Origin of the sequence: Bacillus sp. CD3-5 (assembly GCF_006349665.1) — a bacterium.
In the GTDB taxonomy this organism is placed as follows: domain Bacteria; phylum Bacillota; class Bacilli; order Bacillales; family Bacillaceae_G; genus Bacillus_A; species Bacillus_A paranthracis.
The window spans coordinates 23072-43848 of record NZ_VEPX01000005.1 but is presented as its reverse complement, the minus strand read 5'-3'; the positions used below and the strand labels follow the sequence as shown (position 1 = coordinate 43848).

The following is a 20777-nucleotide window of genomic DNA, read 5'->3' as shown; positions in this document are numbered from 1 at the left end:
TATTTCTCAACGTATCAAAACACCTCACATTATAACACACGTTGCTAATGTTTCACAATAATATATACATTCTCTTGTAAGCGATGCGCAATGCCGTCTAGAATTGCCTCTAAATTATTTGCAACAAATTCTAATTCCTCTGTCGATTCACAAGTAAATAGAGGGGCACCACCAGCAAACTTCTCCGGGGTCGTTGTAATAACTGCAAGAATTACACTTTCTAACATCATCTCTTATCTCCCCTTCCTTTCGGGGCTTCTGATGACATATGAACAGCACTTTCTAACGTCGGCACGTTCCCTATGACACCTATCGCTTTCTCCGCATCTTGATCTTGTGGCAAGACAAAGATTCCAACCCTGCCATCCTCTAAATCACGCTTTGCTAAAGGTACAAGTGCCGGCGTACCAGAATCTCTATAAATTCCTAAAGCAACAGAAACATCATGTAAAATAGCTTGTCGTTGTCCTAAGTTAGAGATTGTCACCATCGCATCAATTGATTTCGGTCTTAAAATAAAACCCATTCCATACTTCATAATTTCCTCTTGTCTTGCTGGCAATCCAATATTCATAATGTAAATATTATCAATATACAGCCCCGCTCCTTCAAAACGAAGTGGAACATGCTCGATATCAACAAGATCATGCAACCTCTTACCAGACATTAATTTTTTCGCGATAAAAAATGCGATGATAGCCATAACTACTCCAGCAATCCATGAACGGAACCCTATATAAGCAAACGTCGTTACAAACGACGTTAACATCGCCAAATAGTTGCGACTTTCAAAAACTAATGCAATTCCTTCAATATATGTATTCCCACGTGGTACAAGCTCATAACCATCTAATTGTTGCAATGTATTTCTTTCCATATTACGCACATCACGAAACTGTGTTGCTGCTAACGTAAGAAACGTAATGGCAGAAAAATCTTTTTTCAATATAGACGGAATCGCAATCGCTCCTAAAGCCGCCGCAATTAACCCCATCGCAATATGAATAATTTTCCCGTGGAGCCTCGTCGGATATTGCCGGGTATCTGTCCGAAGCATGAGCACTCTCGTTACTGTCCCTGCTATTACGCCGCATAAAATGGCCGGTGTATATTCAATCATGTATTACCCTCGCCTTTCTTTTACGTGTTTTCCTCTTAAACTGTTCCATGTGTACGGAGACTTTCGCAATCCAAAATAAAATTGCCATGAATAATGTAGAAACAGCAACGATATCAAAAAACGCTAAACTACCGTAATCGTAAGGAAAATGCAGTTTCCGAAAAATAATTGTCACAAACAATTCTCCCTGTAACATTCCTATATAAAGAGAACATAGTCGTAATATGCGATCCTCATGTAATAAAACGGATGCATATACAAGAGCACTACTTAACAAAAACAACCTGTCCACCACAATCCAAATTGGATCATATACTTCTAACAAATGAAAACTTGTATATAACATTGCAATAATAAGTGCCGAAAGTAAGCTATATAATTTTTTCCAAATAGAATAGAGGGTGAGTCCTATAAAAGCTATACCAGAAAGTAAAAGTGCATTTACTGATACTGTGAATGAAGCAATCGTTACATGTAACGGAGAACAAATAATAAAAATCAATATACAGGCGCTTATCTTCCACCGAATAGAGTCCTTTTTCATAAAAAATGTTACGACAATCCACCCTATCCAAGCTACAAAATAAAAAGTACTCCCTTCCATCATTTCACCTCCTATGTTTTCCATTATGGGAACTTTTTATGAAAGTTAATCCACTTTCTTCGCGCATAGTTTTTTCATATAACAGCAACACTTTTAATAAGGAGGTGCTATTCATTATGGGTAAAGATCGTCAAGAACGAAAACTAAGAGAATCTCGCCGCGTTGAATCTGATCGTGACCAATCACTACAATATCCGGGTGCAACTGGACTTGATACACCTGAGCAAGCTCGAAAACAGAATCAGCACTAATGAATACAAAAAGACGGTTTCGATATTGTACGAAACCGTCTTTTACATATTTCTTCATAATTTCTATTCATATTGAAATAACATTTCACATACAAATCTTTCTAAATTTTATTTTTATCCATACCTATTTTTCTTAGAAAAATTAAACCTTCTGCAATAATTCAATGGCACATTATCTACATTTCTCAGTCGCAAATTTTACAAGATACTGTTTATATATAGGAATTATTTCATTTTTCTAGAATATCAATTCCATCCCTCGCTTTATATTACTAAAATGAATAGAAAACAAAAAAATCAACCAAACGGTTGATTTTTTATCTCCTACTATAATGCGTCGTATCAATACCACGCTGCGTTAACCAATGATACGTTTCGCCCTTTACAACAAGAGGTACAGATTGTAACTCTTCTATCGTCTTCGCACCGAGAGCTGTCATAATAAATTTCAAATCTGTATGTAGAAGATCAATTTCATCCACTAACTTCTCGATGCCATCTTGCATTAAAATGCGTAAAAAGTATCCAGCAAAAGCAGTTGTATTCGCCCCTAATGCGATTGCTTTCGCTACGTCAAGCGCTGTTTGTATACCCCCAGATGCAATAAAAGAGAGGTTATTATTTGTAGAGGTTGCTTCAATAATCGAGGTTGCTGTTTGTATGCCCCAGTTATTAAAATAAGAAAGCATTCGCTGTCTTCTTTCATTTTCAACAGCAGCAAAATTCGTACCACCTTGTCCGCCAATATCAATTGCCGTTACACCTATGCTCGCTAACTGTTGCATTGTTTCCTTACTCATTCCAAATCCAACTTCTTTCACAATGACAGGAACTTTACTATTTAAAACAATTTTCTCAACACGCTGAAGCACACCAGTAAAGTCACGGTCTCCTTCTGGCATCGTTAACTCTTGTATGACATTTAAATGAATTTGTAATGCGTTCGCTTCAATCATATCAACGGCACGCTCTGCCTGCTCAGTAGTTGCCTCACTACCTAAATTAGCAAAGAAAACCCCATGTGGATTTACCTTTCTAATTATCTTATAAGAAGCAGCCTCACTTTCATCTTTTAACGCAGCCATTTGCGATCCTACAGCCATAGCAAGATTATGATGTTTCGCTACATATGCTAATTGCTCATTAATATGTAACGTTTTCTCTCCTCCACCACCAGTCATCGCATTGATAAAAATCGGCGAACTTAGTGAAAGTTCGCCGATTTTTGTTTCACATGTTATTGTGTCATAATTTGAATTTGGCAAGCTTTGATGCACAAAATCAATATCATGAAAGCCATGCGTACGAGACTGACCAGTAGAAAGAGCGTATTCAATGTGATCTAATTTACGTTTTGCCCTTACCACTTGTACCCCTCTTTATTTCTTTAATTTTTTCAGTTGTTCACCAATAATGTCACTTAATTGGAAAGTAGCAGAATCAGCATTCGGTTCATACTGACTATAATCTTCAGTTACATTATTTTCCTCAAGCGCTTCTTTTATACTTAAAGAAATACGTTTCTCTGCTACATGAACTTCAAGTACTTTCACTTTTACTTCTTGTCCCATTTCCAATACTTCATTTGGATTTTTCACGTGACGATTTGCAATTTGAGATACATGCACAAGACCTTCGACGCCAGGTAAAATTTCAACGAATGCACCAAATGTAACAAGACGTTTTACTATTCCCTCACGAATATCACCAGCTTTTACTTCACCAGCAATATTTTCCCAAGGTCCTGGTTGAGCTGCTTTAATTGATAAAGAAATACGTTGTGTATCAGCATCCACAGATAACACCTTCACCTTTACCTTTTGACCTTGCTCTAATACTTCAGAAGGTTGCTCTACACGTTCGTGTGAAATTTGTGAAATATGAACTAAACCGTCCACACCGCCAACATTAACGAAAGCACCAAAATCCGTTAGTCGTTGTACTGTCCCTTCAACAACGTCGCCTTCTTTTAATGAAGAAATTGCTTCTTTCTTCTTAGAATCTAGTTCTAATTCTACTACCGCTTTATGCGAAAGGATCACACGATTTTTTTCACGGTCCAATTCAACAATTTTCACGGCTAATGTTTTGCCTTTATAGTCAGTAAAATCTTCTACATAATGTACTTCTACAAGTGAAGCTGGTATAAAGCCACGAACACCAAGGTCCACAACTAATCCACCATTCACGATATCTTTTACGGTAACATCAAATACGTGACCAGAAGTAAATTTCTCTTGTAATTCTACCCATGCTTTTTCTGCATCAACAGCACGTTTAGATAATACAAGATCATCCTCTTCTAACTTAATAACCTTTAATTCTAGTGTTTGATCTAATTCTACAACATCGCTTGCTTTTTCAATATGAACGTTAGCTAATTCACTAATTGGAATTACGCCATCTGTTTTGTATCCAACATTTACAAGCACTTGTTTCTCTTCAACTTTCGTTACAGAACCTGTAACAACGTCACCAACTTGTAATTCTTTTGAATCCATAACTTCTTCATTCATTTTCTCTACCATGGAAATACCTCCCTACAGAATTGACAAAGCATTTTTTATGTATATACGAAATGAAAACAATTGTTTTCATTTGCATGTTTAAGAATTTATCATCACATACGTAAGCTTCATACATTTCACTAGAAAATATATTAAACCTATATAAATAGTATACAGCAAAATCATCTTGAAGAAAGTATGTTTTGAAATATAATAGCGAATATATTCTGAAAGTTTTATCCCTCTTTTATTAACTTCTTACAAATCTGATTATTTGTCAAGGAAAGAGACTCACAATTCACGTATCCTTTACATTTCATAAATAAAAAAAGAAAGGGGCTATGCCCTTTCTTTATTTCGCAAACACTCCTGAAACAATACTCATAATCTTTTGGACAACTTCTTCAATTGATAAAGAAGTTGTATCTAATTCCAATGCATCATCAGCTTTTTTTAGAGGAGAAACTTCACGTTCTGAATCTAATTTATCACGCTGAGCAATTTCTTCTTTTAACTGCTCTAAATTAGAATCGAAGCCTTTATTCATATTTTCTAAATGTCTTCTCTCTGCTCTTTCTTCAACAGAAGCAAGCATAAAGATCTTCACTTCAGCATCTGGTAACACATGTGTACCAATATCACGGCCATCCATTACAACGCCGCCTTTTTCTGCTAACTCTTGTTGACGACGTACCATTTCTTCACGAACAAGGCGATGTTTTGCCACAATCGATACTCGATTCGTCACCTCAGGTGTACGAATGACTTCCGAAACATCTTGTCCATTTAAAAATACAAGTTGTGTATTTTCTCCTTGCTGAAACTCAATTTTCACATTTTTTACAACTTCCATTAACTGCTCTTCATTTTCAATGTCCACTTTTTGCTCAAGGGCTGCATATGTAATCGCACGATACATTGCACCTGTATCAATATAAACGTAAGAAAGCTTCTTCGCTACAACTTTCGCAACTGTACTTTTTCCAGCGGCTGCTGGACCATCTATAGCAATTGAAATTCGTTTATCCATTGTAACACCTCATTTTTTTCACTTATAAAACAAAACGAAAAGCAGGTATTCTCCTGCTTCTTCTCATTTGCTTCACGTCATTAAATCCTCAATTATTGTAGCATAATCCTTCATAGAAGAAAATGAAAACTACCTATTCACCTGTAAGATTTCTACTTTGTTTTTTACCATAACACCTTCATAATAAACAATTTTAGATAAATATTTCACGGATGACTTATGTATAAATAACAATTGCACAACAGAAAGACAAATGAATTGTATGAGTAATATACGAATAAGAATTGTTTCCACTTTTTTCAACGTAACGACTCCCTCCTATACTATATTTGTACATTTCGATTCATGATTTTACACACCGCACATATAGCATTTCATTTTATTGTCATTTTCGAGGCATACTTTTATACATTTCCATTGTCGAATTTACTCAAAACATGTTATGTTCTAAATGTATTTTTTTACTTGAAAGGGGTATAAGCATTGAAAAGAATCCTAGTTTTACACACAGGTGGAACAATTGCAATGGAGGAAGATAAAGAAACTGGGGTCGTACAACCAGGTGAAAAAAATCCTCTTTTAAAATTCATTCCTGATTTAGAAGACGATGTTGATTTAATCGTTGAAGATGTGTTTCATCTACCATCTCCTCATATGACACCGAGCGAAATGTTACAATTACAAGTCATCATTGATGAAAGAGTAAAACAAGACAACATTCATGGCGTAGTCATTACGCATGGTACGGATACATTAGAAGAAACGGCCTATTTCTTAGATTTAACAGTACAAGCAACTATTCCGATCGTCGTAACAGGCGCAATGCGCTCTAGCAATGAATTAGGTGCTGATGGTCTATATAACTTCTTATCAGCTGTAAAAGTCGCTAGCAGTAGTGAAGCTGCCGAAAAAGGCGTTTTAGTCGTATTAAACGACGAAATTCATTGCGCTACAAACGTAACGAAAACACATACAAGTAATGTAGCAACATTCCAAAGTCCACAGTATGGACCAATCGGTATGGTAACAAAACGTGGTGTTGTATTCCACCACGCTTTAGTACATCACGAAACATATTCAGTAAATAAAGTTTCTAAAAATGTAGTCGTTCTAAAAGCGTACGCTGGTATGGACGATACATTGTTAGCAGCAATTGAAAATCTTCCGGTAGACGGGATTGTTATTGAAGCGCTTGGACAAGGTAATTTACCTCCAAGAACACTTCCTAGTCTAGAACGGCTAATAAATAAAGGAATTCCTGTCGTATTAGTTTCTCGCTGTTTCAATGGGATCGTTCAAGATGTATATTCATATGAAGGTGGCGGCAAACAATTAAAAGATATGGGTATTGTATTCACATACGGTTTAAACGCTCAAAAAGCACGTATTAAATTATTAGTTGCATTAGAGAATACAACTTCTCATGAAGCAATCCAAAACATGTTTATGCACGATTAAAAAAGAAGCTGTCGAAGTTTATTCCGACAGCTTCTTTTTATATTTCTCTTGTTGCAATGGTTTGCGCAATCGCATCCCCATGAAATCGACCGTTCTCAATAAATATTTCATTTGCATTATTTCCAGCAGCAATTACACCTGCAATGAAAATATTTTCAGCGTTCGTTTCCATCGTATCCTCTGCATAAATTGGACGTCCTGTCTCTTCATCAATCCGAACACCCATCTTTGTTAAGAAACTATGATCAGGATGGTAACCAGTCATCGCAAATACAAAATCATTTTGGATTGTATATGCTTCGCCATCAACTGTATACGTTAATGTATGTTCAGTAATTTCTTTCACATGAGCCCCGAAATGCATATCAATTGTACCATTTCGGACTAACGCCTCAAACTCTGGCAAAATCCACGGCTTTATACTTGGTGAATACTCACTTCCGCGATATAAAACCGTTACACGCGCACCAGCTTTCACAAGCTCTAAAGCGGCATCTACACTCGAGTTTTTCCCACCTATAACGACTACATCTCGATCAAAATAAGGATGTCCTTCTTTAAAATAGTGAGCTACCTTCTTCAATTCCTCACCAGGAACATTCATATAATTTGGATTGTCATAATATCCAGTTGCTACTACAATATATTTTGCTATATATATTTCTTTACTTCCGTCACGCTTTGTCGTCTCAACCTGAAAAGCTTCTCCATCTTTTTGAACGTTCTCCACTCGTTCAAAAGCATTTACACGTACAGATTTACGCTTTACTACTTCACGATAATACGCAAGCGCTTGATTTCGAACAGGCTTACGATTTTCTGTAATAAAAGCTACATCACCAATTTCTAATTTTTCACTAGAGGAGAAAAATGTTTGATGAGTTGGATAATTATAAATTGCATTTACAATGTTTCCTTTTTCAATTACTAACGGATTTATCCCTACCTTTTGCAACGAAATTGCTGCTGCTAATCCGCACGGACCGCCTCCAATTATAATAGCTGTTTCTTTCTGCATACTCGGTTCACTCCTAGTCTTCTACCAATACACTATTTATAAAAACAAGAAAAAACCTACTTACAGCAGTAGGCACCTATCTTTATTGTATTCATTTTTCATATATTTGTCATCTAAACGAAACGTACATCCGATAGACATCTGCTAAAAACTGCTGAAATTTAATACCTTGTTTCCCTAATACATTTTCAGGATCAATCTTTCTAGCTGGGTCAAGTGTTTTATGTGATACGATATCTTTTTTCGGATTCAAGCCGAAGTTTTGACATAAATACGCATGATACCACGTAAAACGGGTATATGCTTCCCAAAATTTAACATCACCACCATAACAAAGCTCTACTCCAATGGCAGCCTTATTGGCATCATACCCATATAAGTCATTATCTGTCGGCACACCATATCGAACATGGTAGGCAACTTCATTTATAGGAATAATTTCCAATATCGTTTTATCATCTATAAATGTATGTGCCGAAGCTTTCGGCTGTATTTCATTAAAATAATCCCGATTCCCAATCGCATTGCTACCAGGATTCCCCGTATCATGACTTACAATAAACCTTACTTTAGAAAGAGGAATACCCGGTCGTGAACTTCCATATCCAATATAGTTACGCTCTATAGGAAACATCGCCATTACTACCAACTCCCGCTTCAGAAGATTACCTTACTTCTTTATATATGTATTCGGTAGCAATGTCCTTATAGCATATTTCTTACGCGAAGAGAAAATCGAAAATATTTGATGTGAACACCATAAATAATAAAATACTTACAGCAACTCCATAAAAACCGTAAAACCAAACACAATCTTCTTTCGTATCTAAACCGAAAAATTTATTTACTGATTGTAATAATGTGCCGCGCTTACTTTGTTTGTTTCTTAATACTTCCACTCGTTCTACAACATCTGCTGGCATCATAAATCTTTGGTCTACTGTCATTTTCATCATTTATCTCTCCTTAAAATCATTTCCGTTTTGTTTATCTAAGGAGAGTATAGCACGTTTGTTCGTGTAGAACAAGCGTTCTTTTTGTTTTTATTTTATTTTTCAACAAACCAATTAATAATTACTAATATAAAAGCGATAATCGGTCCTACTACAACCGCACCAAATATTAAAAACAATAATCCTTCTCCGAACACCCGAGCGGTACTTGCTTTTCGGTCTTGCTTCGTTTTTACGAGTTCTCCCTCTAACCTCTTAACCTTTTCTTCTAATTGTTCTACCCGTTCCATCATTTCATTTCCCATTTACAACACCTCACTCTAATACTTCAACAAAAAAACGTGATTCCCTCGAAAGGAATCACGTTTTCTCACAATATAATATTATACCCAACCTCTGAAGCGACTTGCTTCAGCCATTTTACGAACACCGACCATATACGCTGCTAAGCGCATATTCACTTTACGAACTTGTGCTGTTTCATAAATAGAATCAAATGATCTTACCATTACTTTTTCTAAACGTTGTTCTACTTCTTCTTCAGTCCAGTAGTAACCTTGGTTATTTTGTACCCACTCAAAGTAAGATACTGTTACCCCACCAGCACTCGCTAATACGTCTGGAACAAGTAAAATTCCGCGATCTGTTAAAATTTTAGTTGCTTCTAATGTTGTTGGACCATTTGCAGCTTCAACAACAATTTTTGCTTTAATATCATTAGCATTTTCTTCTGTAATTTGATTCTCAATTGCAGCTGGAACTAAAATGTCACAATCAAGTTCTAACAATTCTTTGTTTGAAATTGTATTATTAAATAGTTTTGTTACTGTACCGAAGCTATCACGACGGTCTAATAAATAATCAATATCTAATCCATTTGGATCATGCAATGCGCCGTAAGCATCTGAGATTGCAATAACTTTTGCACCTGCATCATGCATAAATTTAGCTAAGAAGCTACCAGCATTACCGAATCCTTGAACAACAACGCGTGCACCTTTAATATCAATGTCGCGTTTTTTTGCAGCTTCGCGAATACAAATTGTAACACCTTTCGCCGTTGCTGTTTCACGTCCATGTGATCCACCTAATACAAGTGGCTTACCTGTAATAAATCCTGGTGAGTTAAATTCATCGATACGGCTGTACTCATCCATCATCCATGCCATAATTTGAGAGTTTGTGAATACATCTGGAGCTGGAATATCTTTCGTCGGTCCTACGATTTGACTAATTGCTCGTACATAACCGCGGCTTAATCTTTCTAACTCACGGAATGACATTTCACGTGGGTCACAGATAATTCCACCTTTACCTCCGCCATATGGTAAATCGACAATACCACATTTTAAACTCATCCAAATTGAAAGTGCTTTCACTTCGTTTTCTGTTACATTCGGATGGAAGCGAATTCCACCTTTCGTTGGACCAACAGCATCATTATGTTGTGCACGATATCCTGTAAATATTTTAACAGTCCCGTCATCCATACGAACTGGTATTTTCACTGTCATCATACGAACTGGTTCTTTTAATAATTCATATACTTCGTTTGGATAACCCAATTTTTCTAACGCTTCACTGATAACAATTTGTGTTGAATTCAATAGTTCAAAATGTTGTTCCCTTTGTTGTTGTGTTTTTGTTTGAGTTCCCTTTTCGGCTACCATAGTAAGTAAACCCCCTGTAATTTCACTTGTTTAGTAAACCTTCATTGCCTAGTATACACCGTTAAATTTGGAATGCAATAGAAAACGCTAACAAATATATACAAAGTATTTTCTTTTGCAAGCGTTTTCACTATCATTATAGTCCTTTTATTACTTTTAGAAAAGTAAAATACTTAAATATTTAAATATTTTTTATTGTATTCATGTACAGTACTTTGAAAAGATACATTTAAGTAAGGTAAAAAAACAAAACCTTAGCTATGTTACATTAGCTAAGGTTTTGTTTTTTCACAAAGTAATTGTGTATTTGTTCAATTGCTTGAGAAGCCATTAATTCTTTACCATACTCCATTAGACGATAAATAGTTGCTGTAGACGGATTACCATATTCCGCTAAAATAGCTATAAAATCTGCCTTCAGTAATTGAATTTGCTCCTCTTCTTCCATCCAAAGATAGAAACGCCCATCCCACGTATATAATTTTCCGCCAGTTACATCAAGGTTATATAAACGATTCGACAGGTTAATTACGTCATCTAGTGTAGCAAACTCATAAAGGATATGCTCGCTTTCATCTAGAGTCACTTGCATTTCAATAAACTCGTCACGAAACTCATCATCTGTATCCGCTTCTTGATGTTCTTTCGTTACAATTACGACCATTCCTTGCGCTTGTAGAGAAAATACTTCAACTGCAATCGGACCATCCGCTTCAAATCCTAATTCTTTATTTGCTTCTTGCATCATATCACGAAATAATTGCTGTACTTTCGGTGCATTTCTCCACAAATCTTCTTTTGTTAATCCTCTTTCAGATAAATCATCAAATGTTAAGAAAATTTTTATCTTATTGTAATTTAATCGTTCCAGCCTCATCTCATACCCTCCCTACGCAACCAATGAATATAATTTTTATTATATGAAATAGAAAATAGATGGTTCTTTTCGAACAACTATTCTAACATGTTTAACCAATTATCCCATTCTTCTTTCGTATCACCAATTAGGCTTGTTTGAATGTTCAACTGATCTCGAGCACCTATTTCTCCTATAATCCCAACAGAAAGGTTCTCATTTTTTTCTTGCAAAAAATCCACATAGCTCATTGCGTTCTTCCGTTCTCGTCCGTCATCAAAAGAGATTACTACATATTTAGGTCTTATTTGCTCAACAGCTAACGAAATACTATCTTCCGCTAAGCTTGCCCGAATATATATCACATCATATCCTTTTAATCGTAAATACGTTGAGAAAACAAACCCTTTCAACATATTACTTTCTAACACGACAACTTTGTGTATAGAAGAAAACGATGATGCATTATGATATACCATCCCTAGACGCGTTTGTAAAAATGATACGACATATTGGAATTGCACCATTGTAACTTCATTGTTATTTTTTAACGCTAACAATTTATTTGACACTTGAAGAACAATACTTGCTATAACTTTTTCTGTTGCATAAATACTAAAAGCCTCGTTTAACAATGCAGAAGTTGTAATTTCATCAAATTTTAACAAAGCTTGTAGTAAATCGTCCACTAAAACAACTTCTCTATCGTAATATATTTCATTTTGAACATTACTCTGCAAACGATTCCCTTCTAATAATTGAACTGCTTGTCCAATCATCATGCCGGATGAAACCTTGTCCATTAACCATTTCAAAATTTGAATATGCTCTTCTGTATATAATCGATGCCCCGCGTGATTCCGCTTTGGGGCTATAATTTGATATCGTCTTTCCCATGCACGAAGCGTACTTGGTTGAATTCCAATTATATTCGAAACAGCTTTTATGTTATATTTTCCGTTTAGAGTTGGCATCATTTCCCTCCGCATAACGTAATAATATGTGTTTGAGCAGGTGCTCGGAAGCGAAGTGGAACCAACGTTGTTCCATACCCATTACTAACAAAAAGAGTCATATTTGAATGCTTATATACGCCACCTTTTAAATATTTTTTAAATGGGAATAATCGAATCTGTCCTCCATGTGTATGTCCACTTAACACAAGTGAAATTTGTTCTTTTCCAGATATTTTATTTATTATATCAGGGTTGTGGCTAATTAATATGCGAAAACCATCTTCCTTACAATCAGCCAACGCTAAATCTAAACGATCACGTTTCAAGCCAACATCATCTACACCGAGCAAACAAATTTTCTCTCCTAATTCAGACTCAAATACAACTCTTGTATTATCTAAAACTTTCACATTATTTTCTAATAATAAAGCATCCAATTCATGATATTCAATCTCATAATCATTATTTCCCCATACAAAATATACAGGAGCTATCGCTCTTAACTTTTGTATATTTGCAGAGATTTTCGATAAAGGGACACCTTTTTCCGCTAAATCACCACCAATAATTACAAGATCTACTTTTCCTTTTACTTGTTCAATTAACGAATTCGAAATGCCCCTTCTATGAATATCTGATATAAAGAATACATTTACTTTTTGAAAACTTTTCGGAAATTCTTCAAATATTAAAGTATGTTCTAGCACCGTATCACGCGTTGCTTCCGTATACATTACAAGAAGAAATATAATACCAATACAAACGAGAGTACTTAATAAGATAATCCATATCATATATTTTTTACTCCCTTCCTCATAAAGATAATTCCCAGTTTTTATAGTAAGTATTTTACTAACTCTCTCGCTTTGTGGACTTATCTTTTATCGGAATTTTTAATTCTTGACCTACATTCACTTCATCTTTTTGTAAATCATTATACTTTTTAATCACTTCGATCCCAGTTTCATCTGAAAAATATTGCTTCGCTATACTTTCTAAAGTTTCTCCCTCTTTCACCGTATGCGTGACAACTTTCTCAGATGATGCCTCGGACTGAGATTTAGCTGAATCAAAGAAAATGACCTCAAATGCACTTTTTCCAGCGTTATTACCATCACTTTTCACCTGAATATATTTATCCGTATACCATAAAATACTAATTGGTAATAATATGAATAGAAATGTTAAAACTCGAACGAAAATATGATTCATTTTAAACTTTTGTTTTTTCTCTTTATTTCTATGAATTTCACTACGCGGCGGTAAACCTTCTTTTTCTTCCACTCGCTCAACTTCTAATTCCTCTTCAAAATCAGGAATTCGTCTTCTCATGTTGTTCACCACCACCTTCCATTTATTTTCTTAATTGGAGCCCCATTATAAAATCAACAAGAAAGTGTGCAAAGATTGTTATAAACAAATTTCCTGTCCATTCAAATACATAGCCAAAAACAAAACTAATGAAACAGACGAAACAAAACAAAAATGGCTTTTTTATATACCGAATATGTAATACTGCAAATACGAAACTCGCTATTACAATACCAAAGTGCGTCTGCACTACACCTCTAAATAAAAATTCTTCCGCAAAGCCGATAATGAATGTAATAACAAGTAGATGCATAACCGACATCCCTTGAAACATCCTATCATTAATACCACCATCATCAAACCAAGAATCTGGAAATACTCGCATTGCAACATAATCTAATAACACAATACCAATCGCTAACAAGCCACCTATTATAAGTATAGACACCGGTTCCCATTTCCACAGACTATACACCGATTTTATATCTCGGAATAGTATATATGCTAGTAAACAACCGATACCGATAATAATGAACTGTGTGATATACAGATTCAGCCTTATTTCTTTCGGACTCATATCTTCAATATTATGCCTTTGAATGTTCATCATTCCCCCATCTTTTCTAGACCGAAAAGCTTTTGTAACTCTGTTTCCCAATTATAGTCGAAATCCGATTGTTGCGCTTGTCTTTTTTTATAATCTGTTTTTGTAATATGACAATAGTCGCAGCAATTCTTTAACTCGCCCTCTTTTCTGTAACCGAACTGTCGCAGCAAATATTCACGTCTACATTCTTTCACTTGTATCCATGATTTCATGTTTTCTAGCTCACTATATTTATTACGTAGCCTGATTTCTACTTCAGCTATTAATCTTGTCATAATTTCATCTGACAAGCTCTCTAATATTAATTTTCTCTGTTGTATGATTCCAAGCTTTTCAAGATGATAGCGGATGAAACGCCAATATTGTTCATTAAATCTTGCTGCATTATAACAAATTTCTTCTACCTCTTCTATTGGTAATTCTTTCGTTTGAAACATTCTTTCCTGCAGTAAAGAAAATAAAAATTGTATTTGTGACTGGCTTGGCAATTCATCTTCAATGATTGAAATTGGTAAATCGTGATCTAACGGACTGCATAGTAAAATAGCTATACTAGGTTCACCATCTCTTCCAGCTCTTCCGATTTCTTGTAAATAAGAAGCTATATTAGTCGGATAGTGGAAATGAATAATATATCTCGTATTTGATTTATTTACGCCCATACCAAAAGCACTTGTACATATTACAAGCTGCAACTGGTCATTCATAAACTGCTGTTGAATTAACATGCGCTCTTCATGTTCCATACCACCATGATAGAAAGCGACACCAGTAACGCCTTTTCCTCTTAAATATTCCGTTAAACGTTCTGTCCACGCTCTGCTTGAACAATATACAATCCCCGGCCCTTGTAAATACATCACCTGTTCCAAAAGCGCCTCTTTCTTCTCTTCTATCGTCTCCACAAATTGTACTTCCATTGCTATATTTGGACGATCAATAGAATACACATGCTGCGTCACATTCTCCAAATTCAAACTCTCTGCTATATCTCGGAGTACATCTTTCGTCGCTGTTGCAGTTAATGCTAGCACCGTAGGAGACCCGATATTTTCAATAACTACATTTAGTTTTTTATAATCTGGTCTAAAATCATAACCCCATTGCGAAATACAATGAGCTTCATCCACAACAAATAATGAAATATGAACTTTCTTCAATTCTCTTATTAACAATTCCGACTGCAACATCTCTGGTGAAACAAAAATAAATTTATAAGAAGCTAATCTTTTCATCGCTTCTCTTTTTTCCTGTAATGTCCGAAAACTATTAAATGCTATCACTCGGTTTTTCACAACATATTTTAATTGTGTAACCTGATCTTCCATCAAAGATAATAATGGTGATACAACAAGTACTGTCCCTTCTTGCATAAGCCCTGGAAGTTGATAGCACATAGACTTCCCTCTTCCGGTCGGAAGCATCGCTATAACATCTTTTCCTTCCAATAAATCTGTAATGACTCCTTTTTGACCTGGACGAAATTCAGAATATCCAAACCACCTATATAAATATTCCTCAAGTTTCATTTATACCCTCCATCCGCGCCAATACAAGACGAACTTCAAAATAAGAGATATCCTCTCCAACCGCTTGTTTCAACTCACGCAGCTTACGTGTTTGTAATGCATCAATTACTTCTGTTACTTTATCTATTTTGTCTTTTTCCATAAACATTTCAATTGAAAAATCTCTTTCTCGCAAAGCAATTTCAACAAAATGATCTTCTATCGTTGCAACCTTTAGATTTCTAATTGTCGCTATTTCTTCTAATGAGCGCCCTTGCCTCCAAAAATTATATGTTTTTTTCGTTGATAAACTAAATAATTCAGCTCTCTCATTTGGATAAGAGATAATCTCAGATAATAACGGAAATTCATTTTCATAATCGCGAACTTCTTGTATAAGGAAATGAATTGTACCCCAAAATAAAAAGTACACCCTGAAAACATCTCGTTTCGTAATTTCTGCTAATTGCTGCAATGTACAACCGATACGTTCATATCCTGTTAATCTATATGTTACAATCGTCGCTTCTACCACATCACATTTCCTTAAAAGAGTATATATTTCTTTCCATAATCTTTTTGCCAATTCACTACGCCTATACGGCATACCTGTTAAAAAGCGTTTCACCCAAACCATTATTTCTGTATCTTGTTGAATAGGAATAAACTTCGTATTATTCTGTTGTAAATTAGATACAGTTTGAATAATTAAAGATAATCTTTTCCAAAACGTTTCACCTAATTCACCATAGTGCAAACCATGCAAATGGGCTGGAAAAGCATACCCTTCCTCCCATGTATGTAACTGCTTTTTACCTTTAGGTGTTAACAAATATGTATTTTCATGTATTTCTTGAATCAAATCTGCTTGCAACAACTTTGCAACTTCACGATCATATTCATTTCTATTTAACGATTTATATATTCCAAACAAAAAAGAAATTCGGAACATATTTCCATCTTGTAACGTTTGCGAAGAACGTTTTCCCTTTAATAAATAATAAATAGAAGAAACGGTTCTTTCACCATTCAATTGTTTTAAACAATACAATACAGTATATTGTAGTTGCATTACCGCTTCCACCTTTCAATCTAACTTAATTGCTTTTGATATGATTGCTCCATCTACCGTTACTCATTAAACTTATCATATGGGCAATATATACTTGTATATATTATATTGTACCAAACGAAATAACATTTACGTATTTTGAAAATCTTATGACATAATGCAGAAATTAGTTGACACTCTAATTGATAAGGATTATCATTATAATTTTATGTTGAAAAGTTTTAAAAACCGTTTTACAATAAGGTTATAATTTTTATGGCGAGCTTTTCACATACATATTATCAGGAGGGAAAAAAGATGGCAAAATATACAATCGTTGATAAAGATACTTGTATTGCATGTGGTGCTTGTGGCGCTGCTGCACCAGACATTTATGACTATGATGATGAAGGTATTGCATTCGTAACATTAGACGATAACCAAGGTATCGTTGAAATTCCAGATGTATTACTTGAAGATATGATGGATGCATTCGAAGGTTGTCCAACTGACTCAATTAAAGTTGCTGACGAATCATTCGACGGCGATGCTTTAAAATTCGAATAGTCTTTTATTAACTTCAAAAAATACCCCTCATTCATTTGAGGGGTATTTTTTGTTTTCTATTTTCAGTCTCCTTAATAAAAACCCATTAGTAGTTGTATACTACTAATGGGTTTATTTTATATTTATGCATTTTTCATTTTTGCAAATACCCATACTTTCAGGCGTGAGAATAACGCTACAAATACAATTGTTACAACAATTCCTTTAATCAAATTAAATGGTAAGATTGCCGTTACAACCGTTGTTTTTATCGCTTCGCTAGACATAGCTGGTGAATTTAAAAACCAAGTGTAAGCTGGGAATATGATGATGTAATTTAATACACTCATAATGAGCGCCATTGTAATTGTCCCTAGCATTAATCCTGTCGTTAAACTCTTAACAGTACGATACTTCCTAAATAAGAAAGCTGCTGGTCCAATAAATAAACATCCTGCAATAAAGTTAGCAATTTCTCCAACTGGTACTCCCGTTAAACTCCCTTGAATCCCGTAATGTAAAATATTCTTTATCGCTTCTACAATTACCCCTGCAACTGGTCCGAAAATAATCGCAGCAATTAAAGCTGGCACATCACTAAAATCAATTTTTAAAAATGGTGGCAGCCCTGGGAACGGGAAATCCAACATCATCAGTAAATATGCAATACTACTTAGCATTGCTACACTCACCATCTGCACTACACTGTTTTTTTGTTTCATCTTTCTCTCTCCTTTTCCATCGATCATCTCATGGAAAGTGGAAAGGTTCTGCTATGCCTACTTTTTCATAGAACGAAAAAACCCTTTGTGTTTTACACAAAGGGAGAATTTAAGGCACATCAAACAGACGTTCAAATACCTATCTTTTTTGAACGCTTGAACCTCCATCTTCTCCCATCCAGACTGTACTGTCGGCTTTGGAATCACACCAAATCCTGCCTTAACGGCTCGCGGGCTTAGAACAAAATCACATATAGTTCATCACCGCCGGTCGGGATTTTCACCCTGCCCCGAAGATAGACCGATATTCTATTTTCTACTTCATTATACAACAACATGATCGTATTGTGAACAAAAAAATCGTAACTTATTAAAAATAAGTTATTAATTTTACATAATCAAAATCATTCATTATATTTTACAATACACTCCATATTTTTTAGTATTCGGCATTTCTCCTATGAATCCCCTAGTCATATATAATTAAAAGTGATAAGATGTTGAATTGTTAAGATAAGAACATTTTCTGGATTATGGAGGAAATGTCATGAAGAAAGAGAAGAGACACTCTATTCGAGAAACAATGAAAAAAAACTTAAGGAAAGAATACTTTTACTTAAAAAAAGAATTACTTTTCTACTGTCCAATTGATTTAGGCACATTCTCAAGCGAGACATACTATGCTGCTTTCGATGAAGATGGCATCAGTATTTATCAGTATGATAAAAAGACAGAAAGTAAATTAAAATTATGTGAGCGTCATCCATGGAAGAGTTGGAATAAAGTAAAGGTTGATCATTATTTGACAACTTCACAATTTATTTTTCAAGGTGAGCGAAACTGGATATTATCCCTTTTCCAAAAAGGAAAAGAAGCTCAAAAAATAATAGAAGAGCATACATCTTTACAAACTGAAGTTGTTTCCCGCTCTTTCTTAAAAAAGCTTCCTGGTTTCCGTTCTAATGCACCATTGAATAAATACATCGGCAGCATTTGCTATACTGCACTCATTGCATTTTTATTAAAATGGATGATTCCATTTCAAGGACCACAAATCGCCCTGTACTCTATTTCAATCGGTTGTATGCTTCTTGGTTTACTTTGTTTGACAATTGGTTTAATTGAACCGACTATTGTACTATTTCGAACAAACGAAAAAACAAGAGCGAAAGTATTTTACTTATATAGCTACTTAGCTATTTCTGGATTTATATGTGTCTTTATTTTTTGGTAAAAAAGAGCTAGTTATAAACTAGCTCTTTTTTTTACTTTACATATAATTGTTGATTTGGATAAATCAGCTCTTGTTGCAACCCATTTTTTTCTTGAATTTCCTTAACTGACATTCTAAATTTCCGCGCAATGCTAACTAGAGTGTCGCCTTTTTGGACGACGTATAACGATGAAGAAACTGCTTCATTTCTTTGTTCATGTAAAACAAGCAATGGATTCATCGCATTCTTTTTTGCCATCGTCCATCTTCCTTGATGAACTTCTAAATGTAAGTGTGCACCTCGGGATTCTCCTGTATTTCCTACTTCTCCAATTATTTCTCCTTTTGAAATATAATCCCCTTGAACTACATATCTCTTATTTAAATGTGCATACACAGCCTCATATTCTCCATGTTTAATAAAAACAACATTTCCATAACTACTTGAATAATAAGACTTTGTTACCTTACCTTCTTGAATAGCTGACACAGGCGCGCCGATCGGTGCCGCTATATCTATACCGTAGTGTTTTCCGTGCCTTGTCCCAAAATAATCACTTATCTGCCCTTCAACAGGCCATGCCCATTGATTTCCCTCTGCGTACACATGTAATTGAGATAAAAACAGTACTGTCAATAACATGACGCCATATTTTAAAGCTTTCATATACATCCTCCGTTTTCTAATTACGACCATACCTTCTCTATTTTGGTATATTACAGAAAAAACTATACAAAAAAGAAAGTGAATCACTCCACTTCCTTCTCTTTCTTATCACGAAAAACGATTGCACTGCGATTATACTCTACATCTTTTACTTGTAATCGAGCGTTTATTACTCTAGCTACTGCAAATAAATAGTCAGATAATCTATTTACATACTTTAGAACAACTGCATTTATTTCTCCTTCCTTTTGCAAGGATACGATACATCGTTCCGCTCGCCTTACAACTGTACGTGCAATATGAATAGCAGCTGCCGACTCGCTTCCACCTGGTAAAATAAAGCGCTCTAGCGGCGGTGCTTCTTCTATATACGAATCAATTCTACCTTCTAAGTTTTCGACCATTTCAATTTTTACTTTATAAGGAATTTTCTCGCCTACTATCGCCAAGTCTCCCCCGCAATCAAATAGTTCATGTTGAATCGTTTCAAGTTCATTGTAAATATCTCCGAAAGCCCCGCCTTGTAGTTTCGTCATCGCATATCCAATATGAGAATTCGCCTCATCTATCGTGCCATATGCTTCCACTCGGATATCATCTTTATCCACTCTGCCACCTATTACACTTGTTGTTCCTTTATCTCCTGTTTTTGTATATAATTTCATCGCTTTACGACACCCCTCTCATTATTCTTCATTCGACTAAGTTAGAAAAAAAGTTCTACTATTA

At 35.1% G+C, this 20777-nt stretch carries 26 protein-coding genes and 1 riboswitch; of the genes, 4 read left to right on the top strand and 22 right to left on the bottom strand.

Annotated elements, in window-relative coordinates:
* Positions 1-44: 44 nt before the first annotated feature.
* Genes FH036_RS11665 through FH036_RS11655 form a run of 3 tightly spaced genes read right to left on the bottom strand, consistent with a single transcriptional unit; the run spans position 45 to position 1724 of the window.
* Entirely contained in the window at positions 45-230 is a 186-nt protein-coding gene (locus FH036_RS11665) for a capping complex subunit for YIEGIA (RefSeq protein WP_000979054.1), read from the bottom strand.
* Positions 227-1120 (bottom strand): YIEGIA family protein, encoded by an 894-nt coding sequence (locus FH036_RS11660; protein WP_000575281.1) that lies wholly within the window; start codon positions 1118-1120, stop codon positions 227-229. Before FH036_RS11660 ends, FH036_RS11665 begins: the two co-directional genes overlap by 4 nt.
* Positions 1113-1724 carry a YphA family membrane protein gene (locus FH036_RS11655; RefSeq protein ID WP_000399224.1) on the bottom strand — a complete coding sequence of 204 codons (612 nt, stop codon included), beginning with the start codon at positions 1722-1724 and terminating at the stop codon, positions 1113-1115. The genes FH036_RS11660 and FH036_RS11655 overlap by 8 nt, the downstream gene beginning before the upstream one ends.
* 116 nt (positions 1725-1840) lie before the next feature.
* Between FH036_RS11655 and FH036_RS11650 the strand changes: the two genes are divergently transcribed.
* Positions 1841-1975 carry a YpzI family protein gene (locus tag FH036_RS11650; RefSeq protein WP_000513900.1) on the top strand — a complete coding sequence of 45 codons (135 nt, stop codon included), beginning with the start codon at positions 1841-1843 and terminating at the stop codon, positions 1973-1975.
* 317 nt (positions 1976-2292) lie between these two features.
* On the opposite strand, the gene FH036_RS11645 is transcribed toward FH036_RS11650, so the two are convergent.
* The 4 genes from FH036_RS11645 to FH036_RS27100 form a co-directional block, all read right to left on the bottom strand.
* Positions 2293-3342 (bottom strand): type 2 isopentenyl-diphosphate Delta-isomerase, encoded by a 1050-nt coding sequence (locus FH036_RS11645; protein WP_000251030.1) that lies wholly within the window; start codon positions 3340-3342, stop codon positions 2293-2295.
* Positions 3343-3354: 12 nt separating this feature from the next.
* Positions 3355-4503, bottom strand: a complete 1149-nt coding sequence (gene rpsA, locus FH036_RS11640) for a 30S ribosomal protein S1 (RefSeq protein ID WP_000229565.1) — start codon at positions 4501-4503, stop codon at positions 3355-3357.
* A gap of 331 nt (positions 4504-4834) precedes the next feature.
* Entirely contained in the window at positions 4835-5512 is a 678-nt protein-coding gene (gene cmk / locus FH036_RS11635; protein WP_044790500.1) for a (d)CMP kinase, read from the bottom strand.
* Between the two features lie 129 nt (positions 5513-5641).
* Positions 5642-5815, bottom strand: a complete 174-nt coding sequence (locus FH036_RS27100; protein WP_167495104.1) for a YpfB family protein — start codon at positions 5813-5815, stop codon at positions 5642-5644.
* A 180-nt stretch (positions 5816-5995) separates the two neighbouring features.
* Between FH036_RS27100 and ansA the strand changes: the two genes are divergently transcribed.
* Positions 5996-6970 carry an asparaginase gene (gene ansA, locus FH036_RS11630; RefSeq protein WP_000822000.1) on the top strand — a complete coding sequence of 325 codons (975 nt, stop codon included), beginning with the start codon at positions 5996-5998 and terminating at the stop codon, positions 6968-6970.
* Between the two features lie 37 nt (positions 6971-7007).
* Here ansA and FH036_RS11625 read toward each other — a convergent pair whose 3' ends face one another.
* The 12 genes from FH036_RS11625 to FH036_RS11570 form a co-directional block, all read right to left on the bottom strand.
* Positions 7008-7988 carry a YpdA family putative bacillithiol disulfide reductase gene (locus FH036_RS11625; protein ID WP_138322254.1) on the bottom strand — a complete coding sequence of 327 codons (981 nt, stop codon included), beginning with the start codon at positions 7986-7988 and terminating at the stop codon, positions 7008-7010.
* A gap of 109 nt (positions 7989-8097) precedes the next feature.
* On the bottom strand, positions 8098-8628 hold the full coding sequence (locus tag FH036_RS11620) for a peptidoglycan recognition protein family protein (protein WP_139895773.1): 531 nt from the start codon (positions 8626-8628) through the stop codon (positions 8098-8100).
* Between the two features lie 79 nt (positions 8629-8707).
* Positions 8708-8944, bottom strand: a complete 237-nt coding sequence (locus FH036_RS11615; protein WP_001983018.1) for a DUF3961 domain-containing protein — start codon at positions 8942-8944, stop codon at positions 8708-8710.
* A gap of 92 nt (positions 8945-9036) precedes the next feature.
* Positions 9037-9246: a hypothetical protein gene (locus FH036_RS11610; protein ID WP_000526183.1), complete on the bottom strand. Its 210-nt coding sequence runs from the start codon at positions 9244-9246 to the stop codon at positions 9037-9039.
* A 78-nt stretch (positions 9247-9324) separates the two neighbouring features.
* Entirely contained in the window at positions 9325-10611 is a 1287-nt protein-coding gene (gudB, locus tag FH036_RS11605) for an NAD-specific glutamate dehydrogenase (RefSeq protein WP_000225176.1), read from the bottom strand.
* 268 nt (positions 10612-10879) lie between these two features.
* A complete protein-coding gene (locus tag FH036_RS11600; protein ID WP_001235392.1) occupies positions 10880-11488 on the bottom strand; it encodes a genetic competence negative regulator in 609 nt (202 codons plus the stop codon).
* Positions 11489-11565: 77 nt separating this feature from the next.
* The gene (locus FH036_RS11595) at positions 11566-12441 is read right to left on the bottom strand and encodes a MerR family transcriptional regulator (protein WP_139895772.1); all 876 of its coding nucleotides are present in this window, start codon (positions 12439-12441) and stop codon (positions 11566-11568) included.
* Entirely contained in the window at positions 12441-13217 is a 777-nt protein-coding gene (locus tag FH036_RS11590) for a metallophosphoesterase (protein WP_000637811.1), read from the bottom strand. Before FH036_RS11590 ends, FH036_RS11595 begins: the two co-directional genes overlap by 1 nt.
* A gap of 58 nt (positions 13218-13275) precedes the next feature.
* Positions 13276-13755 (bottom strand): LysM peptidoglycan-binding domain-containing protein, encoded by a 480-nt coding sequence (locus FH036_RS11585; protein WP_001254344.1) that lies wholly within the window; start codon positions 13753-13755, stop codon positions 13276-13278.
* A 22-nt stretch (positions 13756-13777) separates the two neighbouring features.
* Positions 13778-14341 carry a CPBP family intramembrane glutamic endopeptidase gene (locus FH036_RS11580; protein WP_001025762.1) on the bottom strand — a complete coding sequence of 188 codons (564 nt, stop codon included), beginning with the start codon at positions 14339-14341 and terminating at the stop codon, positions 13778-13780.
* Positions 14341-15870: a RecQ family ATP-dependent DNA helicase gene (locus FH036_RS11575; protein ID WP_000762993.1), complete on the bottom strand. Its 1530-nt coding sequence runs from the start codon at positions 15868-15870 to the stop codon at positions 14341-14343. The genes FH036_RS11580 and FH036_RS11575 overlap by 1 nt, the downstream gene beginning before the upstream one ends.
* Positions 15860-16921: a YpbB family protein gene (locus FH036_RS11570; RefSeq protein ID WP_044790502.1), complete on the bottom strand. Its 1062-nt coding sequence runs from the start codon at positions 16919-16921 to the stop codon at positions 15860-15862. Before FH036_RS11570 ends, FH036_RS11575 begins: the two co-directional genes overlap by 11 nt.
* Positions 16922-17218: 297 nt before the next feature.
* Between FH036_RS11570 and FH036_RS11565 the strand changes: the two genes are divergently transcribed.
* The gene (locus FH036_RS11565; protein ID WP_001151996.1) at positions 17219-17467 is read left to right on the top strand and encodes a ferredoxin; all 249 of its coding nucleotides are present in this window, start codon (positions 17219-17221) and stop codon (positions 17465-17467) included.
* Positions 17468-17589: 122 nt separating this feature from the next.
* Here the strand turns inward: FH036_RS11565 and FH036_RS11560 are convergent, their stop codons facing one another.
* Positions 17590-18168, bottom strand: coding sequence for an ECF transporter S component (locus tag FH036_RS11560; protein WP_000810855.1), 579 nt, complete (start codon positions 18166-18168; stop codon positions 17590-17592).
* A gap of 162 nt (positions 18169-18330) precedes the next feature.
* A riboswitch (FMN riboswitch) is annotated at positions 18331-18470 on the bottom strand.
* A gap of 245 nt (positions 18471-18715) precedes the next feature.
* Between FH036_RS11560 and FH036_RS11555 the strand changes: the two genes are divergently transcribed.
* Positions 18716-19402 carry a hypothetical protein gene (locus FH036_RS11555; protein WP_000711807.1) on the top strand — a complete coding sequence of 229 codons (687 nt, stop codon included), beginning with the start codon at positions 18716-18718 and terminating at the stop codon, positions 19400-19402.
* Between the two features lie 31 nt (positions 19403-19433).
* Here FH036_RS11555 and FH036_RS11550 read toward each other — a convergent pair whose 3' ends face one another.
* Positions 19434-20048, bottom strand: coding sequence for a peptidoglycan DD-metalloendopeptidase family protein (locus tag FH036_RS11550; protein WP_000645699.1), 615 nt, complete (start codon positions 20046-20048; stop codon positions 19434-19436).
* 83 nt (positions 20049-20131) lie between these two features.
* Positions 20132-20713, bottom strand: a complete 582-nt coding sequence (locus FH036_RS11545; protein WP_000781264.1) for a cob(I)yrinic acid a,c-diamide adenosyltransferase — start codon at positions 20711-20713, stop codon at positions 20132-20134.
* Positions 20714-20777: the final 64 nt, after the last annotated feature.